Here is an 18,888-nt window from a genome sequence, read left to right on the forward strand (position 1 = left end):
TCGGGCGTACTGCCCCCAACCTGTCCACCGCCGACGGACCTCAACCCACTGCCGCCACTGCCGCCACTGCTGCCATCGCTGCCGCTTCCGGCAAATTCGGGGTCCCTTCCCCGACAAGACGCACCTCTCCCGTCATGACAAACAAGCGTATTAAAAGCGTATTAGAACCGGCTCGGAATGCCGCCGTAATGGCTCCGCCATCCGCCGACCCATATCCTGCGGACTACCCCGCTGCCCTGCCTCAGTCCTTGCCGCTGCATCCTGATCCCCTCTTTGATCCGGCCCCAAACGCAAAAACCCGCGAGGCATGAGGCCTTGCGGGTTTCTGTCCGGGTGCATTTCTCCCGTTGACTTTGTCTTTATGTCACAAACCAAAGAACAAATCAAGAACTTTTTCCAATGCTTGACGTAACGCGACGATCTGCGCATAGTCCCGTCATCTCCAGGGGGGCTGATCGTGAATCGGCTGAGAGGTTCGGTGTTGCCGGACGACCCTTTGAACCTGAACCGGTTAAGACCGGCGTAGGAAGGATCGCATGCGCAAGACAGTACCAGCGCCGAAACCGGCAACATCCCCAAATCCCCCCGTCATGCCGGGCAATACGACGCCGTTTGATATTCATCTGCGCGGTGGTCGCGTGGCCTTTAACGGCGACGATATTTTCCATGATCTTGATCTGACCCTACCCGCCAGCAGCATCACCTGTCTGCTGGGCCCATCGGGTGTCGGCAAAAGCACATTGTTGCGCTATCTCGCAGGCTTGGTTGATGGCGAGGCTGGCGGAGATATTGCCTGCTCGGATGGCAGGCCGCTTTTGGGCCGGGTTGCCTATATGGCGCAGCAGGATTTGCTTCTGCCGTGGCGCAGTGTGCGGGAAAATGTCGTTCTGGGGGCGGTGCTTCGCAATGAACGCCCCGATCTTGCACGTGCCGATGCGCTGATTGCCAAGGTCGGGTTATCAGACGCCGCCCACCTGCGCCCGGCCGAACTTTCGGGTGGCATGAAGCAGCGCGCAGCCCTTGCCCGCACCCTGATGGAAGATCGCCCGGTTGTCCTCATGGATGAACCCTTTTCCGCCCTTGATCCGCTTAACCGGATGCGCCTTCAGGACCTTGCCGCACGGGTATTGCGCGGCAAAACGGTTTTGCTGGTCACCCATGATCCGCTCGAAGCCCTTCGGATTGGTGATCGCGTCCATGTCTTGCGCGGCACGCCCGCGGTGCTGAGTGACGCCATCCTTCCGGCGGGCAGCATCCCGCGCGATGTCACCGATCCGGAAATACTCCGCCATCAGGCCGAATTGCTCCGTCAGCTTGGTGCCACCGCCGAGGAACTCAACCGGGCGGAGGATCTGGCATGACCAACCGAACAACGCCCCACACCCCGCTTACCGAACGGCGCCTGCTGAAACTCGCCCGACCCGTCATCATCATCGCCGCCCTGATCGCGACATGGCAGATTGTTGTCACCGTCACCGGTGCGCCGAAATATATGCTGCCCGCCCCCTATGAAGTCTGGCTGACCCTGATCAAGCGCCATGACGTGTTGCTTGACCATGCCAGATACACGATTGCCGAAACCGTGATCGGGCTTTTTGCCGGGGCGACATTGGGGGCCTTGGCAGCCCTTCCGATGGCGCTTTTTGCCCCCGTTCGGTTCTGGCTGATGCCGATCTTGCTGGTGTCGCAGGCGATCCCGTTTTTTGCGCTGGCCCCGCTTCTGGTATTATGGCTGGGCTTTGGTCTGGGTTCAAAAATCGCGATGGCGGCCTTGATCATTTTCTTCCCCGTCACGGTCGCGTTCTTTGACGGGTTATCTCGGACCGAACCGGGCTTCCTTGACCTTGCCCGCACCATGGGTGCCAGCCGCTGGCGGTTGCTGACCCATGTGCGCCTGCCTGCCGCATTGCCTTCATTTGCCTCGGGTTTTCGGGTCGCAACCGCGGTTGCCCCCATCGGGGCGGTGATCGGCGAATGGGTCGGATCAAGCCACGGGCTTGGCTATCTGATGCTCCATGCCAATGCCCGGGTTCAGATCGATATGGTCTTTGCCTGCCTTCTGATCCTGTGCGCCTTTTCGATCACGCAATATTTCCTTGTCGACCGGGCGTTACGTGCGGCCTTGCCCTGGCAGCCCGACAGCCTGAAACCGGCAAGATAAACCGAATTCCTCGCGAAAGATTGCGGGGCAGAACATCAAAAATATATCCGATATCCGATAGGAGGTTCATCCATGTCACGCCTGAAATCCATGATCACCGCGGCCACGATTGGCGCGGTTGCGATGGGAATGACCAGCCCAGCCTTTGCCGCCGACAAGCTCACCATTCTTCTCGACTGGTTCGTCAATCCCGATCACGCACCGCTGATCGTCGCCAAGGAAAAGGGCTTTTTTGCCAAGCATGATCTGGATGTCGAGCTGATCGAACCGGCCGATCCATCCGCCCCGCCGCGTCTTGTTGCCGCCGGTCAGGGTGACGTTGCCGTCAATTATCAGCCACAGCTTCACGTGCAGGCCGCCGAAGGCCTGCCATTGACCCGGATCGGTACGCTGGTTGCCACCCCGCTCAATAGCCTGATTGTGCTCAAAGACGGCCCGATCAAGGAAATCGCCGACCTTAAGGGCAAGAAAATCGGCTATTCGCTGGCCGGGTTTGAAGATGCCCTGCTGGGCACCATGCTGGGCAATCATGGCGTGTCCATTGATGACGTCGAATTGGTGAATGTCAATTTCTCGCTCTCGCCATCTCTTTATTCCGGACAGGTCGATGCGATCATTGGCGGCTACCGCAACTTCGAACTCAATCAGATGGAAATCGAAGGCAAACCGGGCAAGGCTTTCTATGTCGAGGAAGAAGGCGTCCCCCCCTATGACGAGCTGATCCTGACCGTGCGCAACGACAAGGTCGATGATCCGCGCTATGCCCGTATGCTGGCCGCCCTTGAAGAAGGCGTGCAATACCTGATCAACCATCCCGATGACAGCTGGCAGGCCTTTATCGCGGCCTATCCAAACCTTGATGACGAACTCAACATCAAGGCATGGGCCGATACCCTGCCGCGCTTTGCGCTGCGTCCGGCCGCGGTTGACCGGACCCGCTATGCACGCTTTGCCACCTATCTCAAGGATCAGGGTATTATCGAAACCGTTCCGGCACTTGATAGCTACGTGACGGTAATCGAATAATCTGCCCGCACCTTCCCCCCGCGGTACCTGCTTTTGCCGGTCAAAAGCAGGTGTCGTCACGAAGGCCGGAACCTGCCCCGGTTCCGGCCTTTTCTTTGTCCCAATCCGGACAGCGGTCCCACTTGCACAATTCCCGATCCGCGACACATTGATAGGATCCAAAACAACAATCAGCCGATCTGGGGATTTGACCGCGTGACGAATGATAACCGACCACCACATCACACCGAAACCGGATTTGAAAACCGCTATCCCCTGCCCGATCGGGTCAAACGATCTTTCTGGCGTTTTATGAAACGGCGTTATTTCGGTGCTGAAAACTGGCCGAAAGCCAAACATCAGCGCGGCAAAATCCCGACCGAGGCGCCAAATCTGGATGCCATTCACAATCCGGATCCGGCGCGCCTGCAAATTACCTGGATCGGCCATGCGACGGTACTGGTGCAATATGGCGGGCTCAATATCCTGACCGACCCGGTCTTTGCCAAGCGGGCATCGCCGTTCCGCCATCTTGGCCCGGCACGCTACAGCCAGCCGGGATTGCAGATTGATGAACTGCCCAGGCTTGATCTGGTGTTGCTATCGCATAATCATTACGACCATTTCGACGTTGCCAGCCTACGAAAGATTGGCAATGCGCCGCGCTATATCCTGCCGCTGAAGAACGGTGTGCTGCTTGAAACCGCCGGGATCAATCCGGATCGCTATGACGAACTCGACTGGGATCAAAGCCTTTCGCATGGGGACCTGAAAATCACCCATGTACCCAGCAATCACTGGTCAGCACGCACCACCAAGGACCGCAAGGAAATGCTGTGGGGCGGCTACATCCTTGAATTCGCCGACGGCTATCGTTTCTATTTCGTCGGTGATACCGGCTGGAACGAACGGCTGTTTGCCGAAATGGGCGAACAATATGGCGGGATTGATTTCGGCCTGATCCCGATCGGGGCTTATGAACCCAGCGATTTCATGCGACATGCCCACACCAACCCCGAAGAAGCCGTTCAGATCATGCAGGTGATGGGCGTCAAACAGGCGCTTGCCATTCATTGGGGCACGTTCGTCCTGACCGCGGAGCCGGTTGACGAACCGCCATTGCGGCTGGCATCGGCGCGAAAGGATGCTGGCATTTCCGACGATGATTTCATTGCAGCCCCCATTGGGGCAACACGCTTCTTTCCCGGCAAAATCAGCCATCCGATAAAAGCGAATAACGACACGGAAGCAGCCCAGTAAAAAGATGAAGACCGACAACGTGCAGATCGTTGCCGGTCTTCATTAGCCGCGAAGCGCGATCAAACTTCCGGCCATGGGAATTGATTAGTGGCTATGTTCGCCCCCCGCCGTAAAGGACAGGGTCGCGAAATGCTGGATCAGGTCCGCATCCGCATTGTTTTCAAGCGGAACTGAATATTTGACCGCAATAACGTTCAGCCCGTCATTGCGCACCGTGATATCGGCAATGCCATCCTGATCGGTTTCACCAATCAGGGTTTCGGCCAGATTGACGTAATCGGGAATGATCGCAACGCCCTGCAGGGGCTTGCCATCATAAAGGATCCGGACCTTGAAATCGTCACCCGCTTCAAGTTCGGTCGGGTTGGATAACGGCACGATCTGCAATGCCTGTGCTGGCAAGGCAGGGATATCGCCATGAATATGCAGCAGTGACACCGAATGCTTCAGGTAACGGCCCGCCTGTTTTGCGCCCTCGACGGCTGATTTGGGTTGATTAACCCATTTGCCGTCCGGTCCCTCGGTATAAAAGCCGTTATCGAAATCGATCAGGACAATGGCCGCATCCTCACCCGGCACGATCATGGCGTGGGTATCGCGGGCCTCGACCTTGCCTTCGCTGGCTTTGCCGTCCTCGGTCAGGACCGTGACCGATTTGATTTTGGCCGGATCATAATCATTATCCTCGGCCCCATGACCATAGATAATTCCGTATTCATCCCAGCGCTGGGCAACCCAGACGCCATGCGCATTGGCGATTTGTGCCGCCCCGAAAAGAACCAGACCAACACCGACGACCGATGCAAATTTCATCATGAACCTCAAATTAAATGTTATGCTACGTTATAACATAACATTTAATTGCATGAGAGATACCCTGCGTCAAGACCGTTTGAAAACGATCCCGACGCCAGATTATTCCTCATCCAGACAGGATCAGACCCGCGTGCGCGGTTTGCGGATGGTGCCATCCTCAAACCGTGAAAGCTCCATCCCGGCAAGGGTGATGGATGGCTGCCCGGTTGTAATCCAGTCGGCCAGCACCTTGCCGACAACCGGGCCCATGGCAAATCCGTGGCCGGAAAAACCGGTTGCGACGAAGAAATGTCTTGGATTGTCGAACTGATCGATCACCGGTATGGCATCCGGGGTGACATCGATGTCGCCTGCCCATTTATCGACAATGCCGACCTGTTTGATTTGCGGAAAAACCTTTTGTAGGTTGGCCATCGCGTTATTCACCCGCACCTCATAAGGCTGCGCCTGATTTTCGCGGCGGCCGATCAATGGCTGCTTTGATGCCGCCGACCCCGGCAGGCGGTCAACAAGGTCATCAATAAACCGCTTGTTCAGATGGAATTTGAAGGTCGCCCAGTTGGCAAAGAGGCCCGGTGCAAAATCGCGGGCATATTTGAACCGGCCCAATGTCAAATCCAGATCGGTCATGAACTCGTCCGCGATATTCATCGAACCATCGGCGCGCTGGCGAAATGCAAGGCCGGAGGCCAGCGTCCCGGCAGCCGAAATATCCGGCACCGGGGTTGTGCGGATCACCGTGCCGCGCGTGGTTTGCTGCGGCAGACGGCGCCCGAATTTGGCGACGAATTTATGCGTCGCGGCCCCGGCGGCACAGATAACATATTTGCATTTGATCTCGCCACGTTCGGAAATAACCGAACTGATTGCGCCACCGCTTGTTTCAATGCCGATGGCACCGCATCCCTCGGCGATCACAGCACCAAGTTCGGCAGCACGTTTTGCGATTGCCGGGGCGGCCTTTTTCGGCTCAGCCTGCCCGTCAGAGGGGGTATAAATTCCGCCGACGCCGGGTCGCGTAATGCCCGGTGCAATTCTGGCAACGCCCTTGGGATCAAGCACCTGCGTTTCGATATCAAACCCTTTGGCGTCTTCGATCCATTGTTCAAATTCGGCCATTTCCGCATCGTCGCGGGCAACAAACATCACCCCGCCCTGCCGCCATTCCAGATCCGCATTCAGTTCCTTTTCAAGGCTCTGCCAGATACGGTTGCATTCGATCATCAGGGGCAGTTCAACCGGATCGCGGCCCTGCTGGCGAACGAACCCCCACGCCCGTCCGGACTGATGCGAGGCAATGGTATCCTTTTCCAGAAGGACAACCTTCATGCCTGCCTTGGCAAGGTAATAGGCGCTGGAAGAACCATGGATACCGCCGCCAATGACGACAACATCACATTCTTTGGGAAGTTCGAATTGGGGATCGTTCGTGGTATGGGGCATCTGAATGGGTCGTTCTTTTGTTTTCGTTTTGGGATGTGGCGCGTTCCACGTTATGTTGCGTGGCAATAAATGACAACAAAATCAGGTGCCACCATGTCTGCCGATAACAAGAAACAGCAGCCTGCAACCATCACGGCCCAGGCACTGGGCTGGGTCGAGGAAACCACCCGTTCGGTTACCCCGCCGATCTATCCCTCGACCACGTTTGAACGCAATGCCGACCTCAGCTATCATGACGGCCGTTGCTATACCCGGACCGACAACCCGACCTATGATCAGGCCTGTGCGGTTCTTGATGCGCTGGAAGGCGGCGCACAAACGCGACTTTTCGCATCGGGCATGGCGGCCGCGGTTGCATTGCTGCATGCACTGTCGCCGGGCGATCATGTCGTCGCGCCAAAGGTGATGTACTGGGCGCTGCGCAGTTTCATGCTTGATAGCGGTGTGCGCGCCGGTCTGACATTTGATTTCGTTGACAATGGCAACACAGCCGATTGGGTCAGCCATATCAAGCCGGGTAAAACAAAAATGGTCTGGCTGGAAACGCCCGCCAACCCGGATTGGCAGATCACCGATATCGCCGCCGTTGCCGACGCCGCGCACAAAGCCGGTGCGATTGTTGCGGTCGATAATACGGTTGCAACCCCGCTTCTGACCCGCCCGATTGAACTGGGTGCTGATATCGTCATGCATTCGGCCACCAAGTATCTGAACGGGCATAGCGACGTTCTGGCAGGCACACTTACCACCGCAAACAAGGACAGCGAATTCTGGCAACGGGTCTGCAAACAGCATGCTGGCGGTGGCGGAGTTCTGGGCGTGTTCGAAGCATGGCTGCTTCTGCGTGGTATGCGCACCCTGTCAATCCGTGTCGAACGGGCCAGTGCCAATGCGATGGTGATTGCACGCCATTTCGAAAACCACCCCGAAGTCGTACAGGTCCAGTATCCCGGCCTTGAAAGCCATATCGGCCATGATATCGCCAAACGCCAGATGAGTGGCGGATTTGGCGGCATGATGTCGATCCGGGTCAAGGGCGGCGGTGCGCGGGCCGTGGATTTCCATAATCAGTGCAAGCTGTTTAAACGCGCGACATCACTCGGCGGGGTCGAAAGCCTGATTGAACACAGATCGTCGGTCGAAGGCCCGACAAGCCCGGTGCCTGATGATCTGTTGCGTTTGTCTGTTGGTATCGAAGATATCAATGACTTGATCCATGATATTGAAACCGCCCTAGCTTTGAGTAAATAAAGTCGGATTGTAGATCGGCCAATCAATGGACTGGAAATTCCACGCGTGATGAAAACTGCGTTTCGTGCCCGCACACGATATTGTTTCAAACAGTCACTTTCACTGTGTCTTGCCGTAACGGCAATGATCGCGGCGACGGAATTTCCGGTTCAGTCGGCACAGGCACAAACCGACACGCCAAGCCAACTGCCAAGCATTCGCGATATTCCCGATGCGGATGCCCTGCCACCTGCACCGGGATTGATTTTTGATATGGCCGGGCAGCGCTATGTCATGTTTGACGACATGGTTTCGCGACTTGCCGGGACACGTTTTGTCCTGATTGGTGAAAAACATGACAACCCGATCCACCATCATCATCAGGCCCAATTGGTCCGCGCGCTTAGCAAACGCGAAAACACCAAGCGGGCGGTTGTCTGGGAAATGTTTAACCGGGACCAGCAGGAAAGCCTCGATCAGGCGTGGCAGACTGTATCCCCCGATGAACTCGGCAGTGAAATGAACTGGGGTGAGAGCGGCTGGCCTTCCTGGCACGACTATGCCCCGATTGCCGAGGCAGCCCGGGAAAACGGGTTATCTATGGTTGCTGGCAACCTGCCCCAAAATGTCCTGCGCCCCATGATCAGCGAGGGTATAAGCGCCATGCCGACAGAGCTTGCAGAAAAGCTTGCACTACCGCCGATACCCGATGACATTGCCGCGCGCTTTGATCAGGAAATTGCCGAGGGCCATTGCAACATGTTGCCCAAATCTCAGTTGCCTGCTTTCTCGCTTGTGCAGTTTGCCCGCGACGCATCGCTGGCACGCGCAATGATTGATGTGAACGAAACCAACAGTCCGGATGGCGCATTCCTGATTGCCGGTGCGATGCATGTACGCAATGACGTTGCGGTCCCCTATCACCTGCACCGTTATGCACCTGATTTGACCGATAAGGATATTGCGGTCGTCATCCTGGTCGAGGCCGACGACCCGGGAGAAGACCTTCCTGGTGTCCGCGACTATGCGCTTCGGATGGGATCGGAGGATGTGGCGGATTTCATGTGGTTCACCAATGATCTGCCACGTACTGATCCGTGCGAAGACATGAATATCGGCCAATAACCATCTACAATCGTTATGATTTGATCGGTTACTTAATACGGCGGGGCAACCAGTCAGTGGTCGCGACCGGTTTCCCCTTGTGCGACCTCATGACACGTGGACGGACGACTTCCTTTGCTTCGGGCGTGGTGGCACTTTTGCGGACCGAGGCATAGAAATCGACCATCTCCTGAAACGGGATCAATGTCCCCGGTGCCTGTTTATAGGCATTAAGATAAGGTGGATGATTGCGCACGGTTTCGCTGAGATGCTCGACCGAGTGATGACCGAACTGCGACCAGATGCTTTCAATGAAATGCTGCGTTTTTGGATCAACCGATTTAAGCCGCACATCCGGGCGGCTTTCTTCCATCACCGCGTAGACGTTCGGTTCGATCGGACCAATATCGTCCGCGACGAAAACAGCCGGCATCAGCATGCGGCCATGATAATTCGCACCGTAATAGGCCTGTGCCAGATACAGCAAACGATGAAGTTTTTGCGGTTGCAGATATTCGTTATCGTTCAGCGCATGATCAATCAGGCGAAAAACGGCTTCGAAAACGGAATTGAGGACCGGCTTGTTCTGCATATCAGATCCAGCAATGGAAACGCATGATCAAGCCGTGATCATAATGCCGCAAGGATAGGACAACAAGAACCGGTAAAGAATGTTTTCAATTTTGAAGAAGGCTCGGGCTTGTCGCCCGGCATATCAGATATAGGCGTCCACCCGCGTACCGCGAACACCAGCCCCATGCACGACGGCGTTGACAACCGCATAGAACGAAGTGCCGCTATTCACACTCAGATCAAACGGGATTTCCGGATCAAGGAAACTTGCGAAATCGATATCGCTTTCAGACGAAATTGCCCCTTCGCGATCACTGGAACGACGGGCCGCGGAAAAACGGCTTTGCTCCGTTCGCTGGTCTTTCTGCTCACCTGCGCTGCCCTGACCGGAATTTCTGCTGCCCTTGCCATCGATATAGGCATTGAACAGGATGCCGTCATTGTCGGGGTCATAGGTGTAATGTTCACTGGGTGCCTGGACTTGGGCATTGCGGTCAACGGTCGCCATACCGCGCGCACCAGCAGCCGCAAGTCGACCATACTGGCTGACTTGGCTTACGGACTGGCTATTGACGGTAGGTACGACCATTTTCCTCTCTCCAGCCGAAACCGGAACATATTACAGCATTATTCAACTGTAAGATTATACCCCAATTACGGCCCAAAAGAGACAAGAATCGTCATTTTTCAAGGTGCAGGACCGGTTTTGAGGCGTCAATCGCCTTCAAATTCGACCTGATGGAAGACATCGACACCACGATCACGAATTTTTTGCGCTCCGCCGATATCTGGAAGATCGATGATGAAGGCACAACCGGCAACCTCGCCGCTCGCCTTTTCAATCAGATCAATCGCGGCAAGCGCCGTGCCACCCGTCGCAATCAGGTCATCCATCACAAGAACGCGCTGACCGGGCTTGATTGCATCGGTGTGCATTTCGATCACGTCCGAGCCATATTCAAGTTCATATTCGACCGCGATGGTTTCGGCCGGAAGTTTGCCGCGTTTGCGGATCGGAACAAAACCGACACCAAGGGCGACCGCAACGGCCGGACCAATGATAAAGCCGCGCGCCTCGATCCCGGCAATCACGTCGATCTTTTTATCCTGGAATTCGGCGGCAAAACCGTCGATCACATCGCGCAAGCCGTCTGCATCGGCAAACAGTGTTGTGATATCGCGAAACATGATTCCCTTTTTCGGGTAATCGGGAATGGTACGGATCAGCGACTTGATCGACATGGGAGAACTCCGGTCGAGGTTAACCTGAAAAACAAAACCGCCATCTTTAACACCAGATGGCGGTTTGAAATCAAGCGTTCCGGAATATTGGCGGTAAATCCCGCAATGGTCACTAGGCCGCGTGTGCCGTGCTTCGGTGCATTACAGCACCGTTGGCTGCAACAAAGTCGTTGGCAAGTTTCTTGCTGATTTCGGCACGCGTTCCGCGCGGCAAACCGGTCCCGGCGGCCTGCCGGTTACCCCATACTGCACGATAAAGGCGGTAATCATGATCATTGATCTGACCAAATACTTTTTCGACTTCCATCAAGGTCTGGACATAACTTTTGTTCATGTCAGCCATCCTGTTGCTCGTGATGTTCCGAATGACAATCCCCTTCGGAATAACAACGCCCGGTTAACCCAGCGCATCGTCAAGCAGCGATATAATCCTCTAAAGGCCGCGTCTCAACGGCAGGACGGTGACAAGATCGGGAATATTTTGTGACACCCCGCCTTAATCGGCGAAAGTTTTTATAAAACAGTATTTTAGCCTACTGAAAAAATCCGCCATTTCGCAAATGCACGGATCGTCTCAATGCATCTTTTTGTTGGCGTCGGCCTGACGGACTTCTTCATCCATTTTCTTTTTAAGGGCGTCAGCATATTCGCCGTAAATACGGCCTTCGATAGACAGTTCGAGAAACCGGACATAGTCTTGCTGATTGTCGATTTTGGCACGTGCAACCGGTATCACATCAAACGGACTTTCAGCATCCAACCCGTATTTGCGGATCAGCTCCAGCATTTCGGCTGTGATCTGTTCGAGCTTTTTCTGCGCGTCCGAAAATGAAATGCTCATGATGTTTTCCTGTTCTGGCAAGATCGGCTGCCCGTTATGCCCTGCCGCGCGCCCTGTGACAAGGTTTCGCTCCTCACCAAAACCTATACGATCAGAGAGCAACCTATCCGAATAAACCTGCCCTTGCCCGCGGTCACTTGAGACAAATCAAAGACCCGCAAGCCACATACCCCGATGCTCCGTGCGGGACAGTTTGATACGGATCGTCGACAGATCAACAGGTCGTCGGTGGTCCGTCATGCATGCATTTGCATTATCCGATCGGGGATCAGTGATGAAGTTGTTATCGGCTTTCAATGCCATGGGCATTCGCAAACGCTTTATGTGGGCGTCGGCCTTCGGCGTGACGTCAACCGTGATCATCGCACTTGCGATGATGATGTTTGCCGAAGAAAAGGCAATGGACGCCAAGCTTCATCAGCTTAGTCAGAACGAACTGACATCGCTTCACGCGTTGATTGTCAATGTCATGGCTGCCCGCCCCGATGACTCAGATGACATCGGGATCGATGTTTTCAATAACTGGTTTGAAAGCCGCAATCTGGATTATCCCGGCGAGCTCTGGTCTGCCTGGGGGCCAACGACGATGGCCTACATGAAAGAATATGGCGACAAGGACCTGAAAACACCGCGCGATGCCATTGATCAAGAAGCAATTGAAACCGGTGAAACCATCGGTCGCTATACCGACGAGGGGACTTATCGCCTGTCTATGCCGATTGTTCTGGGCGTGACCAAGGGTGCCGAGCGAGAGGTTTGTTTTAGTTGCCACGGTGCCATGGAAGCCGAAAAAGGCGACGTGATTGCCGTTCTGTCATCGAGCCTTTCGGTTGCCCCCGAACAGGCAAAAACCAATCAGATCCTGTTCGGTATTGTGATTGGCGGTATCGCGATTGCGATTGCGACCATTTTCGGCATGAGGTTGCTACTGTCGAAAATCGTTACAGAGCCACTCAGCAAGCTGGGCTCGGTCATGACCGAGCTTGCCAACGGCAAAACCGATCTGGTCATCCATGATCTGGATCGCAAAGACGAAATTGGTCGGATGGCCCAATCGGTTGACGTATTCCGGACCAATGCGATTGCCAAAAAACGCATGGAAGCCGAACAGGAAGCCGCGTCGCGCAAACGTGAAGAACGCATGCAGACGCTGGAAAAGCATATCGGCGGTTTCGAAAGCGTTATTGCCAATATTGTCGGTTCGGTTTCGACTTCGGCCGATCGCATGCAAAGCACGGCCCGCGCACTCGTGGGGGCCGCCGATCTGGCCAGCAAGAGTGCCACCACAGTTGCCGCCGCATCCGAAGAAGCCACCGTTAATGTCCGCACAGTGGCCGACGCGGCGGAACATCTGTCTCATTCCATCACCCAGATCGGTGATCAGGCACACCATTCAACCGAAATCACAGCCGAGGCATCCCGTGAAGCCGAAGTTTCCAGCAAAACCGTTGCCGGCCTTTCCGAAGTCGCCGGTCGCATTGGTGAGATTGTCGAACTGATCAGCGACATCGCCGGTCAGACCAATCTTTTGGCGCTGAACGCAACCATCGAGGCCGCCCGGGCGGGCGAAGCAGGCAAGGGATTTGCTGTGGTTGCCGCCGAGGTCAAAAACCTTGCCAACCAGACGGCCCGTGCCACCAGTGAAATTTCCGAACAGATTTTGGCAATTCAGGAAGAAACAGGAAAGACAGTCCAGTCGATGGACGATATTTCCGATGTTATTTCCCGCATTACCAACATCACCAATACGATTTCCGATGCGGTACGTGAACAGGCCGACGCAACGGGTGAAATCGCACAGAATGTCGAACAGGCTGCCATCGGCACACAGGAAGTCAGCAGCAATATCGAGCGCGTCAGCGATACGGTTGCGGAAACCGATAAGGCCGCCCATCAGGTTCTCAAAGTTGCCGAGGAACTTGGCCAGCTATCAACCGAACTTCGCAGTGAAGTCGACAGTTTCCTGATCAGTATCCGGTCTGCCTGAACACAAAATACACTTCAATCCAAGCCATACGCCCCGCGCCGTCCCGTACGGTTGCGGGGTTTGTATTTTCTGCCTCTTGCAATGATCGCATGAAGGACAAAATTAAATTGTTACAGCGCGTTATGAAAAATATGGCTTCCGTGAACGGCTCGACACCAATTTTAACCTGACGGCAACAGGTTATATGTCTATTCTGTCAAAAAAAGGGGGTTAACTCTTTAAAGTTCTAAATGGGTTGGGGGTATTCGAGCGGTTCACGCTTGGAGAGAATAAAAAACGATGTCGTTTACGACGATTTTGGGGATTCTGGTCGGACTGGGGCTATTCATTGGCTCGATTTTCATTTCGACCGACAACTATTTTGTTTTCATGAGCCTGTCGAGTGCGTTGATGGTTATCGGCGGCACATTGGCAGCGACCTTTATTGCCTATGAAGCGCGCTATGTTCTGCTCGCACTCAAGCTGATATTCAAAATCTTTCGGGCACCGCAAATGGGCCGCGGCCAGTTGACCGGCGAAGTCGGTCGTGTGGTCAAATGGGGCTATCTGCTTCAGAAAAAAGGCATCAATGCGCTGGAGCAGGAAGCTCAGCGGGTTGGCAAAGATGAGCCGTTCCTGGGCTGGGCGATGGAAGTCGTGATCACCGGGTATAACGGTGATGAAACCGCCGAAATGCTCCACAACGCGATTGAAAACGCGTTCAACCGCAATCTGGTGCCGGTTTCCATCCTGAAAAACATGGCAGGTGCCGCGCCGGCATTTGGCATGATCGGGACATTGGTTGGTCTGGTGATCATGCTTGATAAAATGGCTGACGATCCAACACAGCTTGGTGCGGGTCTTGCGATTGCGCTGATCACGACACTTTACGGGATTGTTGCCGCCCGGTTCTTTTTCATGCCCGCCGCCAGCAAAATCCAGCAGCGTGAAGAAATCATGCGGTTTCGCAATTACCTGATTGCAGAAGGCCTGATCATGCTGGCTGATCGCAAGGGACCGCGCGCGATCCAGGACAAAATGAATTCGTTCCTTGATCCGGCAATCCATTTCAATATCGACAAGTCTGCCAAATAGCAGCGGCAAGATATTTTTGAAGACAGGAGGCCATGATGGCCCGGCGCAAATCACCCATGGGGCAACGCAAGGACGAACCGGTCGACGAAGACTGGATGGCGACCTATGCCGACGCAATCACGCTTCTGATGGCATTCTTTGTCATGCTGGTCAGCTTTTCAAAGGTTGAAATTCCGCTGTTTGAAAAGGTCCAGTCCGGTATCGCAGAACAGATTGGTAAGCGCGAGATTGTGCGCCCGACCCAGGTCCTTGAAACCGACCTGAAGGATGTCGTCTTCAACATGTCCATGGATAGTGATGTCAATGTTTCGACAGATGATGAAGGTATCCTGATGGAACTGGGCAGCGGTTCATTCTTTCACCCCGGTTCGGCCAATCTGACGCAGGATGCCGTGCTTTTCCTGAAAGATGTTGGCGATCTTTTGAAGGAACCGCGATACCTTGGCTTTCAGATTGAGGTCACCGGGCATACCGATGACAGCCCGATTAACACACCACGTTTCCCGTCAAACTGGGAACTGGCCGCCGGGCGGGCCATTGCCGTTGTTCGGTTTTTGACCGCTGTCGGGGTTGATCCTGACAGTGATCGCATGCGGGCAATTTCCTATGGCGATACCAAGCCGAAATTGCCAAACCGCGACGACGACGGTAATCCGATCGAGGAAAACCGCGAAGCAAACCGGCGTATCGATATCCGCGTATTCCCGAAATATTCGCGCGTATTCTGACCGTTTGTCGCCAAGCTTCCCCTACTCGATCACAACAACCATTTCATCCCGTGCGGCAAAGGTATTTGACCATTGGGCACGTGCCTTTTGCTCGATCACGGTCATTGCCGCATCATTGTGATCGGGATCATGATGAAAAAGAGCAAGGCGCTTGGCATTTGCCGCCCGGCATAGTCGAATACCTTCCTGCCAGGTTGAATGCCCCCACCCGACTTTGGCCGGAAACTCTTCATCGGTGTAAGTACTGTCATAGATCACCAGATCGGCATTCTGGATAAAGTCGAGGATCACTTCATCAGGTTGGTCGGGAACATGTTCGGTATCGGTAACATAGCAAACCGACTTGCCTGCATATTCGACCCGATAAGCCGTCGCACCATTCGGGTGGCGCAACGGCGCTGTCCGTATCACAATCCCGTCTGCCGGAATGAGGACAGAGCCAACCGGAAAATCTTCGAATGTCAGCTTTGACTTCATGGCCGATAGCGGCACGGGGAATGTCGGATCGGCCATCTGGGCCGAAAACACGCGCTCAACCCCGCCCTGCGCCGTCAGGTGCCCTGCCAGGACATGGAACCGTGCGGCCGGGTTATAAGCCGGGACAAAGAATGGAAAACCGTTGATATGGTCCCAGTGGGTATGTGTCAGGTAAATGCTGGCTTCGGTTACCTTGCGCCGGATCAGATCCTTGCCAAGGTTTCGAATACCGGTACCTGCGTCAAAGATCAGGGTCTGATCACCGATCCGCATTTCGACACAGCTGGTATTGCCGCCATAAACAACATGATCGGGTGACGGACAGGCAATGCTTCCGCGAACTCCCCAGAACTTGACGTCAATCGCCATTCACTGCCCTTCACATCTATCTGCGGCCATCGCCAGCGGGAATGCATCAATCAGGTTGAAATATAACACTCATTTCGGACAAGCCAATTGTCCGCGTTCTATTTCTGCTCTCTGATGAAAACCGCGGTACCGATCTCTGCGCCGAAAACCTGATCCGCCCGACCGCAATTCACGGCAATTTCGCAAAGACCGATTGAATTGCGATAATGAAATCCATGTCCAAGCTTGACATCGGAAAATGTCCGTGCGGGCGAAAGCAACTGCCCGTTAATCAGAAGGGACAGGTTACGGTTCTGCCAGCCCGGTGCAGCAACAAGCCCTGTCATCAGGTTACCGTAAGTATCGACATAAATGATTTCCGAAAGTTCGTCCGGCCAGCTTTATGCCGGAACATAGCGCTGCACGGGATCAATATCAGCCAGCGCGACCGGCTTCCCCTTTGCTATCATACAGGCGATCGGGGCGAAAATATCGCGCCCGTGAAAGCTGGCCGATGCGTTCTCGGGATACCAGTTGATAACCTTGACACGACACTTCGCTGCCCGCCGGATCAGGATTTCAAATAACCCGTTATCCGGCCCGACAAATAATACACCGTCGCATTCAACAACAAGGCCGCGCCGTTGGCTGCCAACACCGGGATCAACAACACAAAGAACAACGTCGCCGAGATGAAATTCGCGTGAAAGTGCCGCCAGAAGATACGCCGATGCCTTGGGATTACGATCCGGAGCATCCACCATCAGATCGCAAACCGTCACATCCGGCGCGTCACGGTGAACAACCGCACGCATGGCCCCGCTATAAGGGCCCGTTACACCAAAATCGCTGAAAATCAGGATCATGTCGGATGTCCGGTCAATCGGAAAACCGGCAGTAATTAGCCGGTTCAGATCAAAGACCGGGTAATATGTTTCCATAAACACCCGGCCTTCAAAGTTTGGTTATTTAACCTCGCAGAACTGCCCGTTACGTTTCAGTTCCGCACAAATCGAACTGGCGGAGCTATCACTCAGCCCGGTGGCCATCAGACGGAAATAGGTGCCCTTGCCCGGAATGGTTGCCTGTGTCACACCATGCTGAAGCGGTGCAAGCTGGGCATAACGTTGCGTCAGAATTTGCCAGCCGCGTTCAGCCTGTGCCTGACTGCGATAAGACGCCAGATGCATGCTTTTGCCACCTGCGGTCGCAGCTACCGAACTTGCTGCCATCGGTGCAGCCGCCATCTCGCCGCCAGACTGGACCGCGCGGCTTTCACCCGTCGCAACACGACGAACCGGTTCACCGGAACTCAGCGTCGTAACATTTGCCTGCGCCGGTTCAACAATTGCGGCCTCGATTGCATCGCGCTCGCGCTTGAATTCATCGGGCGTTATCAGCTTCATCTGCGACAAATCTTCGATCCGTGCTATCTGGCGGGCGGCATCCATCAACCCCTGTGGCGCAGGGGGTGGTGTTGCACGCTGACGCGGCTGCGCAGGCAGCAGTGCATCAAGAATTGCCGTGCGCTCGTTAACATGTTCCTGCACCGTGATGGCACCAATCTGAAGCGCACGGTTCAGCTGGTTCAAACGCTGCGCGACCTGTGCGCTGTCGGGGGGCGGGTTATCCAGAAAGGCCGCCGGTGCCGGCTGGCTCATTGGCAGAAGTGCACCCAAATTGGCCGAACGGCGAGCCGAATATTCTTCTGGTGTAACAAGACCTGCGGCCTGCAAATCACGCATCGTCGCAAACCGTTTTGCAATGGCCTCGTCACCGGCGCTTAATGCCGCACCAGCAGGCATATCTGCCGTGCGCACGCGTGACCCGGCACCCGCAACCATCGGAGTTGCAGTCAAAGCATTTGATTGCGCGATCATTGGTTGGGTTGCTGTACCAAGTCCGGCCGGTGCAGTGGCAATCTGGTCATTGATGCTAAGCGAACCTGGAAGGCCACGCTGCAGACGCATGAGATTGAATTCGGCAGCATCCCGCAACGGGCGCGGTTGCGTCCCGCTGGCGGTTGTCATCAAAACCGTTCCGGGCGGGTTCATCGCAATCAGCGTATCATAGCCATCACGTGCCCGATCCGCCCGGTTGGTGTTCTGGTACAAAACGGACCGCCACAAAAGTGCATGTCCGTCCTGGGGATTCTTGCGCAGCGCCTCGTCAAAGAATTTTTCGGCCGACGCATAATCACCAGTCGCCAGCTGTTGCAATCCATTGGCGGTGTAATTTTCATCGGTAAACGACGTTGCCTCGTCCCAGAAATCCTGATCAAGCAGTGGCGCACAGCCAGACACCCATGAAACCATGCCGAGAACGGCGAGGCTTCTGCCGCCGATCCTCAGCCAGTCTCCGGTCCGCATTGCGGATACCTTCATGGTGCCAACCCCCTATTATTAAAGACAATTCAGGGAGCATGTTTCGCAGCCTGTCGTCAAGTCCAAGGCGCACAGATCAATCTTTTCCCTGATTGTGATCCAGTCTGCCCGATGGCTGCGAACAATTCGTTAAAAGCATTTTCCAAACTCGGAAACTATGCGATAGGACATGTCCAAAATATAATTCGTAAAAAGATACTATATACCAGACACCC

20 protein-coding genes and 1 riboswitch are annotated in these 18,888 nt (G+C 54.9%); of the genes, 9 read left to right on the forward strand and 11 right to left on the reverse strand.

All coding sequences use genetic code 11. The annotated features are described in order from the left end of the window. Positions 1–434 precede the first annotated feature (434 nt). A riboswitch (TPP riboswitch) is annotated at positions 435–546 on the forward strand. From TH5_RS12510 to TH5_RS12525, 4 genes are all read left to right on the forward strand, one after another. Continuing rightward, positions 537–1,361 carry an ABC transporter ATP-binding protein gene (locus tag TH5_RS12510; RefSeq protein ID WP_114122253.1) on the forward strand — a complete coding sequence of 275 codons (825 nt, stop codon included), beginning with the start codon at positions 537–539 and terminating at the stop codon, positions 1,359–1,361. (Overlaps the previous riboswitch by 10 nt.) Next, the gene (locus TH5_RS12515; protein WP_114122154.1) at positions 1,358–2,161 is read left to right on the forward strand and encodes an ABC transporter permease; all 804 of its coding nucleotides are present in this window, start codon (positions 1,358–1,360) and stop codon (positions 2,159–2,161) included. Before TH5_RS12510 ends, TH5_RS12515 begins: the two co-directional genes overlap by 4 nt. A gap of 72 nt (positions 2,162–2,233) precedes the next feature. Then, positions 2,234–3,187, forward strand: a complete 954-nt coding sequence (locus TH5_RS12520) for an ABC transporter substrate-binding protein (RefSeq protein WP_114122155.1) — start codon at positions 2,234–2,236, stop codon at positions 3,185–3,187. A gap of 195 nt (positions 3,188–3,382) precedes the next feature. Continuing rightward, on the forward strand, positions 3,383–4,426 hold the full coding sequence (locus TH5_RS12525) for an MBL fold metallo-hydrolase (protein ID WP_114122156.1): 1,044 nt from the start codon (positions 3,383–3,385) through the stop codon (positions 4,424–4,426). An 84-nt stretch (positions 4,427–4,510) separates the two neighbouring features. Here the strand turns inward: TH5_RS12525 and TH5_RS12530 are convergent, their stop codons facing one another. Together TH5_RS12530 and TH5_RS12535 are read right to left on the reverse strand one after the other, a co-directional pair. Beyond that, positions 4,511–5,239: a DUF4198 domain-containing protein gene (locus TH5_RS12530; protein ID WP_167443539.1), complete on the reverse strand. Its 729-nt coding sequence runs from the start codon at positions 5,237–5,239 to the stop codon at positions 4,511–4,513. Between the two features lie 123 nt (positions 5,240–5,362). Next, complete coding sequence (locus TH5_RS12535; protein ID WP_114122158.1) at positions 5,363–6,685, reverse strand: NAD(P)/FAD-dependent oxidoreductase; 1,323 nt, start codon at positions 6,683–6,685, stop codon at positions 5,363–5,365. Positions 6,686–6,778: 93 nt separating this feature from the next. Here TH5_RS12535 and TH5_RS12540 point away from each other — a divergent pair, with 93 nt between their 5' ends. Together TH5_RS12540 and TH5_RS12545 are read left to right on the forward strand one after the other, a co-directional pair. Next, positions 6,779–7,936 carry a trans-sulfuration enzyme family protein gene (locus tag TH5_RS12540; protein ID WP_244204904.1) on the forward strand — a complete coding sequence of 386 codons (1,158 nt, stop codon included), beginning with the start codon at positions 6,779–6,781 and terminating at the stop codon, positions 7,934–7,936. 48 nt (positions 7,937–7,984) lie between these two features. Continuing rightward, complete coding sequence (locus tag TH5_RS12545) at positions 7,985–9,040, forward strand: ChaN family lipoprotein (protein WP_114122160.1); 1,056 nt, start codon at positions 7,985–7,987, stop codon at positions 9,038–9,040. Positions 9,041–9,068: 28 nt separating this feature from the next. On the opposite strand, the gene TH5_RS12550 is transcribed toward TH5_RS12545, so the two are convergent. The 5 genes from TH5_RS12550 to TH5_RS12570 all read right to left on the reverse strand — a co-directional run bounded on the left by TH5_RS12550 (position 9,069) and on the right by TH5_RS12570 (position 11,675). Continuing rightward, the gene (locus TH5_RS12550) at positions 9,069–9,611 is read right to left on the reverse strand and encodes a Panacea domain-containing protein (RefSeq protein WP_114122161.1); all 543 of its coding nucleotides are present in this window, start codon (positions 9,609–9,611) and stop codon (positions 9,069–9,071) included. 123 nt (positions 9,612–9,734) lie between these two features. Further along, positions 9,735–10,181, reverse strand: coding sequence for a hypothetical protein (locus TH5_RS12555; RefSeq protein ID WP_114122162.1), 447 nt, complete (start codon positions 10,179–10,181; stop codon positions 9,735–9,737). 125 nt (positions 10,182–10,306) lie between these two features. Continuing rightward, positions 10,307–10,834: an adenine phosphoribosyltransferase gene (locus TH5_RS12560; RefSeq protein WP_114122163.1), complete on the reverse strand. Its 528-nt coding sequence runs from the start codon at positions 10,832–10,834 to the stop codon at positions 10,307–10,309. 112 nt (positions 10,835–10,946) lie between these two features. Continuing rightward, positions 10,947–11,168, reverse strand: a complete 222-nt coding sequence (locus TH5_RS12565) for a hypothetical protein (RefSeq protein WP_114122254.1) — start codon at positions 11,166–11,168, stop codon at positions 10,947–10,949. Between the two features lie 240 nt (positions 11,169–11,408). Beyond that, complete coding sequence (locus TH5_RS12570; protein ID WP_062958278.1) at positions 11,409–11,675, reverse strand: hypothetical protein; 267 nt, start codon at positions 11,673–11,675, stop codon at positions 11,409–11,411. A 274-nt stretch (positions 11,676–11,949) separates the two neighbouring features. On the opposite strand from TH5_RS12570, the gene TH5_RS12575 reads away from it, so the two are divergent. The 3 genes from TH5_RS12575 (at position 11,950) to TH5_RS12585 (ending at position 15,464) form a co-directional block, all read left to right on the forward strand. Then, positions 11,950–13,662, forward strand: a complete 1,713-nt coding sequence (locus TH5_RS12575) for a methyl-accepting chemotaxis protein (protein ID WP_244204905.1) — start codon at positions 11,950–11,952, stop codon at positions 13,660–13,662. 279 nt (positions 13,663–13,941) lie between these two features. Then, positions 13,942–14,736 carry a motility protein A gene (locus tag TH5_RS12580; protein ID WP_114122165.1) on the forward strand — a complete coding sequence of 265 codons (795 nt, stop codon included), beginning with the start codon at positions 13,942–13,944 and terminating at the stop codon, positions 14,734–14,736. A 35-nt stretch (positions 14,737–14,771) separates the two neighbouring features. Then, positions 14,772–15,464: an OmpA/MotB family protein gene (locus tag TH5_RS12585; protein WP_114122255.1), complete on the forward strand. Its 693-nt coding sequence runs from the start codon at positions 14,772–14,774 to the stop codon at positions 15,462–15,464. Between the two features lie 21 nt (positions 15,465–15,485). On the opposite strand, the gene TH5_RS12590 is transcribed toward TH5_RS12585, so the two are convergent. The 4 genes from TH5_RS12590 to TH5_RS12600 form a co-directional block, all read right to left on the reverse strand. Beyond that, positions 15,486–16,310, reverse strand: coding sequence for an MBL fold metallo-hydrolase (locus TH5_RS12590; protein ID WP_114122166.1), 825 nt, complete (start codon positions 16,308–16,310; stop codon positions 15,486–15,488). A 98-nt stretch (positions 16,311–16,408) separates the two neighbouring features. Beyond that, positions 16,409–16,666 carry an SAM hydroxide adenosyltransferase gene (locus tag TH5_RS26100; RefSeq protein ID WP_341866612.1) on the reverse strand — a complete coding sequence of 86 codons (258 nt, stop codon included), beginning with the start codon at positions 16,664–16,666 and terminating at the stop codon, positions 16,409–16,411. A 24-nt stretch (positions 16,667–16,690) separates the two neighbouring features. Next, on the reverse strand, positions 16,691–17,230 hold the full coding sequence (locus tag TH5_RS26105) for an SAM hydrolase/SAM-dependent halogenase family protein (RefSeq protein ID WP_341866610.1): 540 nt from the start codon (positions 17,228–17,230) through the stop codon (positions 16,691–16,693). 24 nt (positions 17,231–17,254) lie between these two features. Then, positions 17,255–18,673 carry a tetratricopeptide repeat protein gene (locus TH5_RS12600; protein WP_114122167.1) on the reverse strand — a complete coding sequence of 473 codons (1,419 nt, stop codon included), beginning with the start codon at positions 18,671–18,673 and terminating at the stop codon, positions 17,255–17,257. Between the last annotated feature and the right edge of the window lie 215 nt (positions 18,674–18,888).

Source organism: Thalassospira xianhensis MCCC 1A02616 (assembly GCF_003326475.1).
GTDB classification, from domain to species: domain Bacteria; phylum Pseudomonadota; class Alphaproteobacteria; order Rhodospirillales; family Thalassospiraceae; genus Thalassospira; species Thalassospira xianhensis.

What these genes read in the sequence shown, in the direction of transcription:
- TH5_RS12520 (WP_114122155.1), top strand. Translation starts at nt 2,234, where the DNA reads ATGTCACGCCTGAAATCCATGATCACCGCGGCCACGATTGGCGCGGTT.
- TH5_RS12565 (WP_114122254.1), bottom strand. Translation starts at nt 11,168, where the DNA reads ATGAACAAAAGTTATGTCCAGACCTTGATGGAAGTCGAAAAAGTATTT.
- TH5_RS12535 (WP_114122158.1), bottom strand. Translation starts at nt 6,685, where the DNA reads ATGCCCCATACCACGAACGATCCCCAATTCGAACTTCCCAAAGAATGT.
- TH5_RS12580 (WP_114122165.1), top strand. Translation starts at nt 13,942, where the DNA reads ATGTCGTTTACGACGATTTTGGGGATTCTGGTCGGACTGGGGCTATTC.
- TH5_RS12510 (WP_114122253.1), top strand. Translation starts at nt 537, where the DNA reads ATGCGCAAGACAGTACCAGCGCCGAAACCGGCAACATCCCCAAATCCC.
- TH5_RS12600 (WP_114122167.1), bottom strand. Translation starts at nt 18,673, where the DNA reads ATGAAGGTATCCGCAATGCGGACCGGAGACTGGCTGAGGATCGGCGGC.
- TH5_RS12545 (WP_114122160.1), top strand. Translation starts at nt 7,985, where the DNA reads ATGAAAACTGCGTTTCGTGCCCGCACACGATATTGTTTCAAACAGTCA.
- TH5_RS12560 (WP_114122163.1), bottom strand. Translation starts at nt 10,834, where the DNA reads ATGTCGATCAAGTCGCTGATCCGTACCATTCCCGATTACCCGAAAAAG.
- TH5_RS12550 (WP_114122161.1), bottom strand. Translation starts at nt 9,611, where the DNA reads ATGCAGAACAAGCCGGTCCTCAATTCCGTTTTCGAAGCCGTTTTTCGC.
- TH5_RS26105 (WP_341866610.1), bottom strand. Translation starts at nt 17,230, where the DNA reads ATGGAAACATATTACCCGGTCTTTGATCTGAACCGGCTAATTACTGCC.
- TH5_RS12570 (WP_062958278.1), bottom strand. Translation starts at nt 11,675, where the DNA reads ATGAGCATTTCATTTTCGGACGCGCAGAAAAAGCTCGAACAGATCACA.
- TH5_RS12515 (WP_114122154.1), top strand. Translation starts at nt 1,358, where the DNA reads ATGACCAACCGAACAACGCCCCACACCCCGCTTACCGAACGGCGCCTG.
- TH5_RS12590 (WP_114122166.1), bottom strand. Translation starts at nt 16,310, where the DNA reads ATGGCGATTGACGTCAAGTTCTGGGGAGTTCGCGGAAGCATTGCCTGT.
- TH5_RS12540 (WP_244204904.1), top strand. Translation starts at nt 6,779, where the DNA reads ATGTCTGCCGATAACAAGAAACAGCAGCCTGCAACCATCACGGCCCAG.
- TH5_RS12575 (WP_244204905.1), top strand. Translation starts at nt 11,950, where the DNA reads ATGAAGTTGTTATCGGCTTTCAATGCCATGGGCATTCGCAAACGCTTT.
- TH5_RS12555 (WP_114122162.1), bottom strand. Translation starts at nt 10,181, where the DNA reads ATGGTCGTACCTACCGTCAATAGCCAGTCCGTAAGCCAAGTCAGCCAG.
- TH5_RS12585 (WP_114122255.1), top strand. Translation starts at nt 14,772, where the DNA reads ATGGCCCGGCGCAAATCACCCATGGGGCAACGCAAGGACGAACCGGTC.
- TH5_RS12530 (WP_167443539.1), bottom strand. Translation starts at nt 5,239, where the DNA reads ATGAAATTTGCATCGGTCGTCGGTGTTGGTCTGGTTCTTTTCGGGGCG.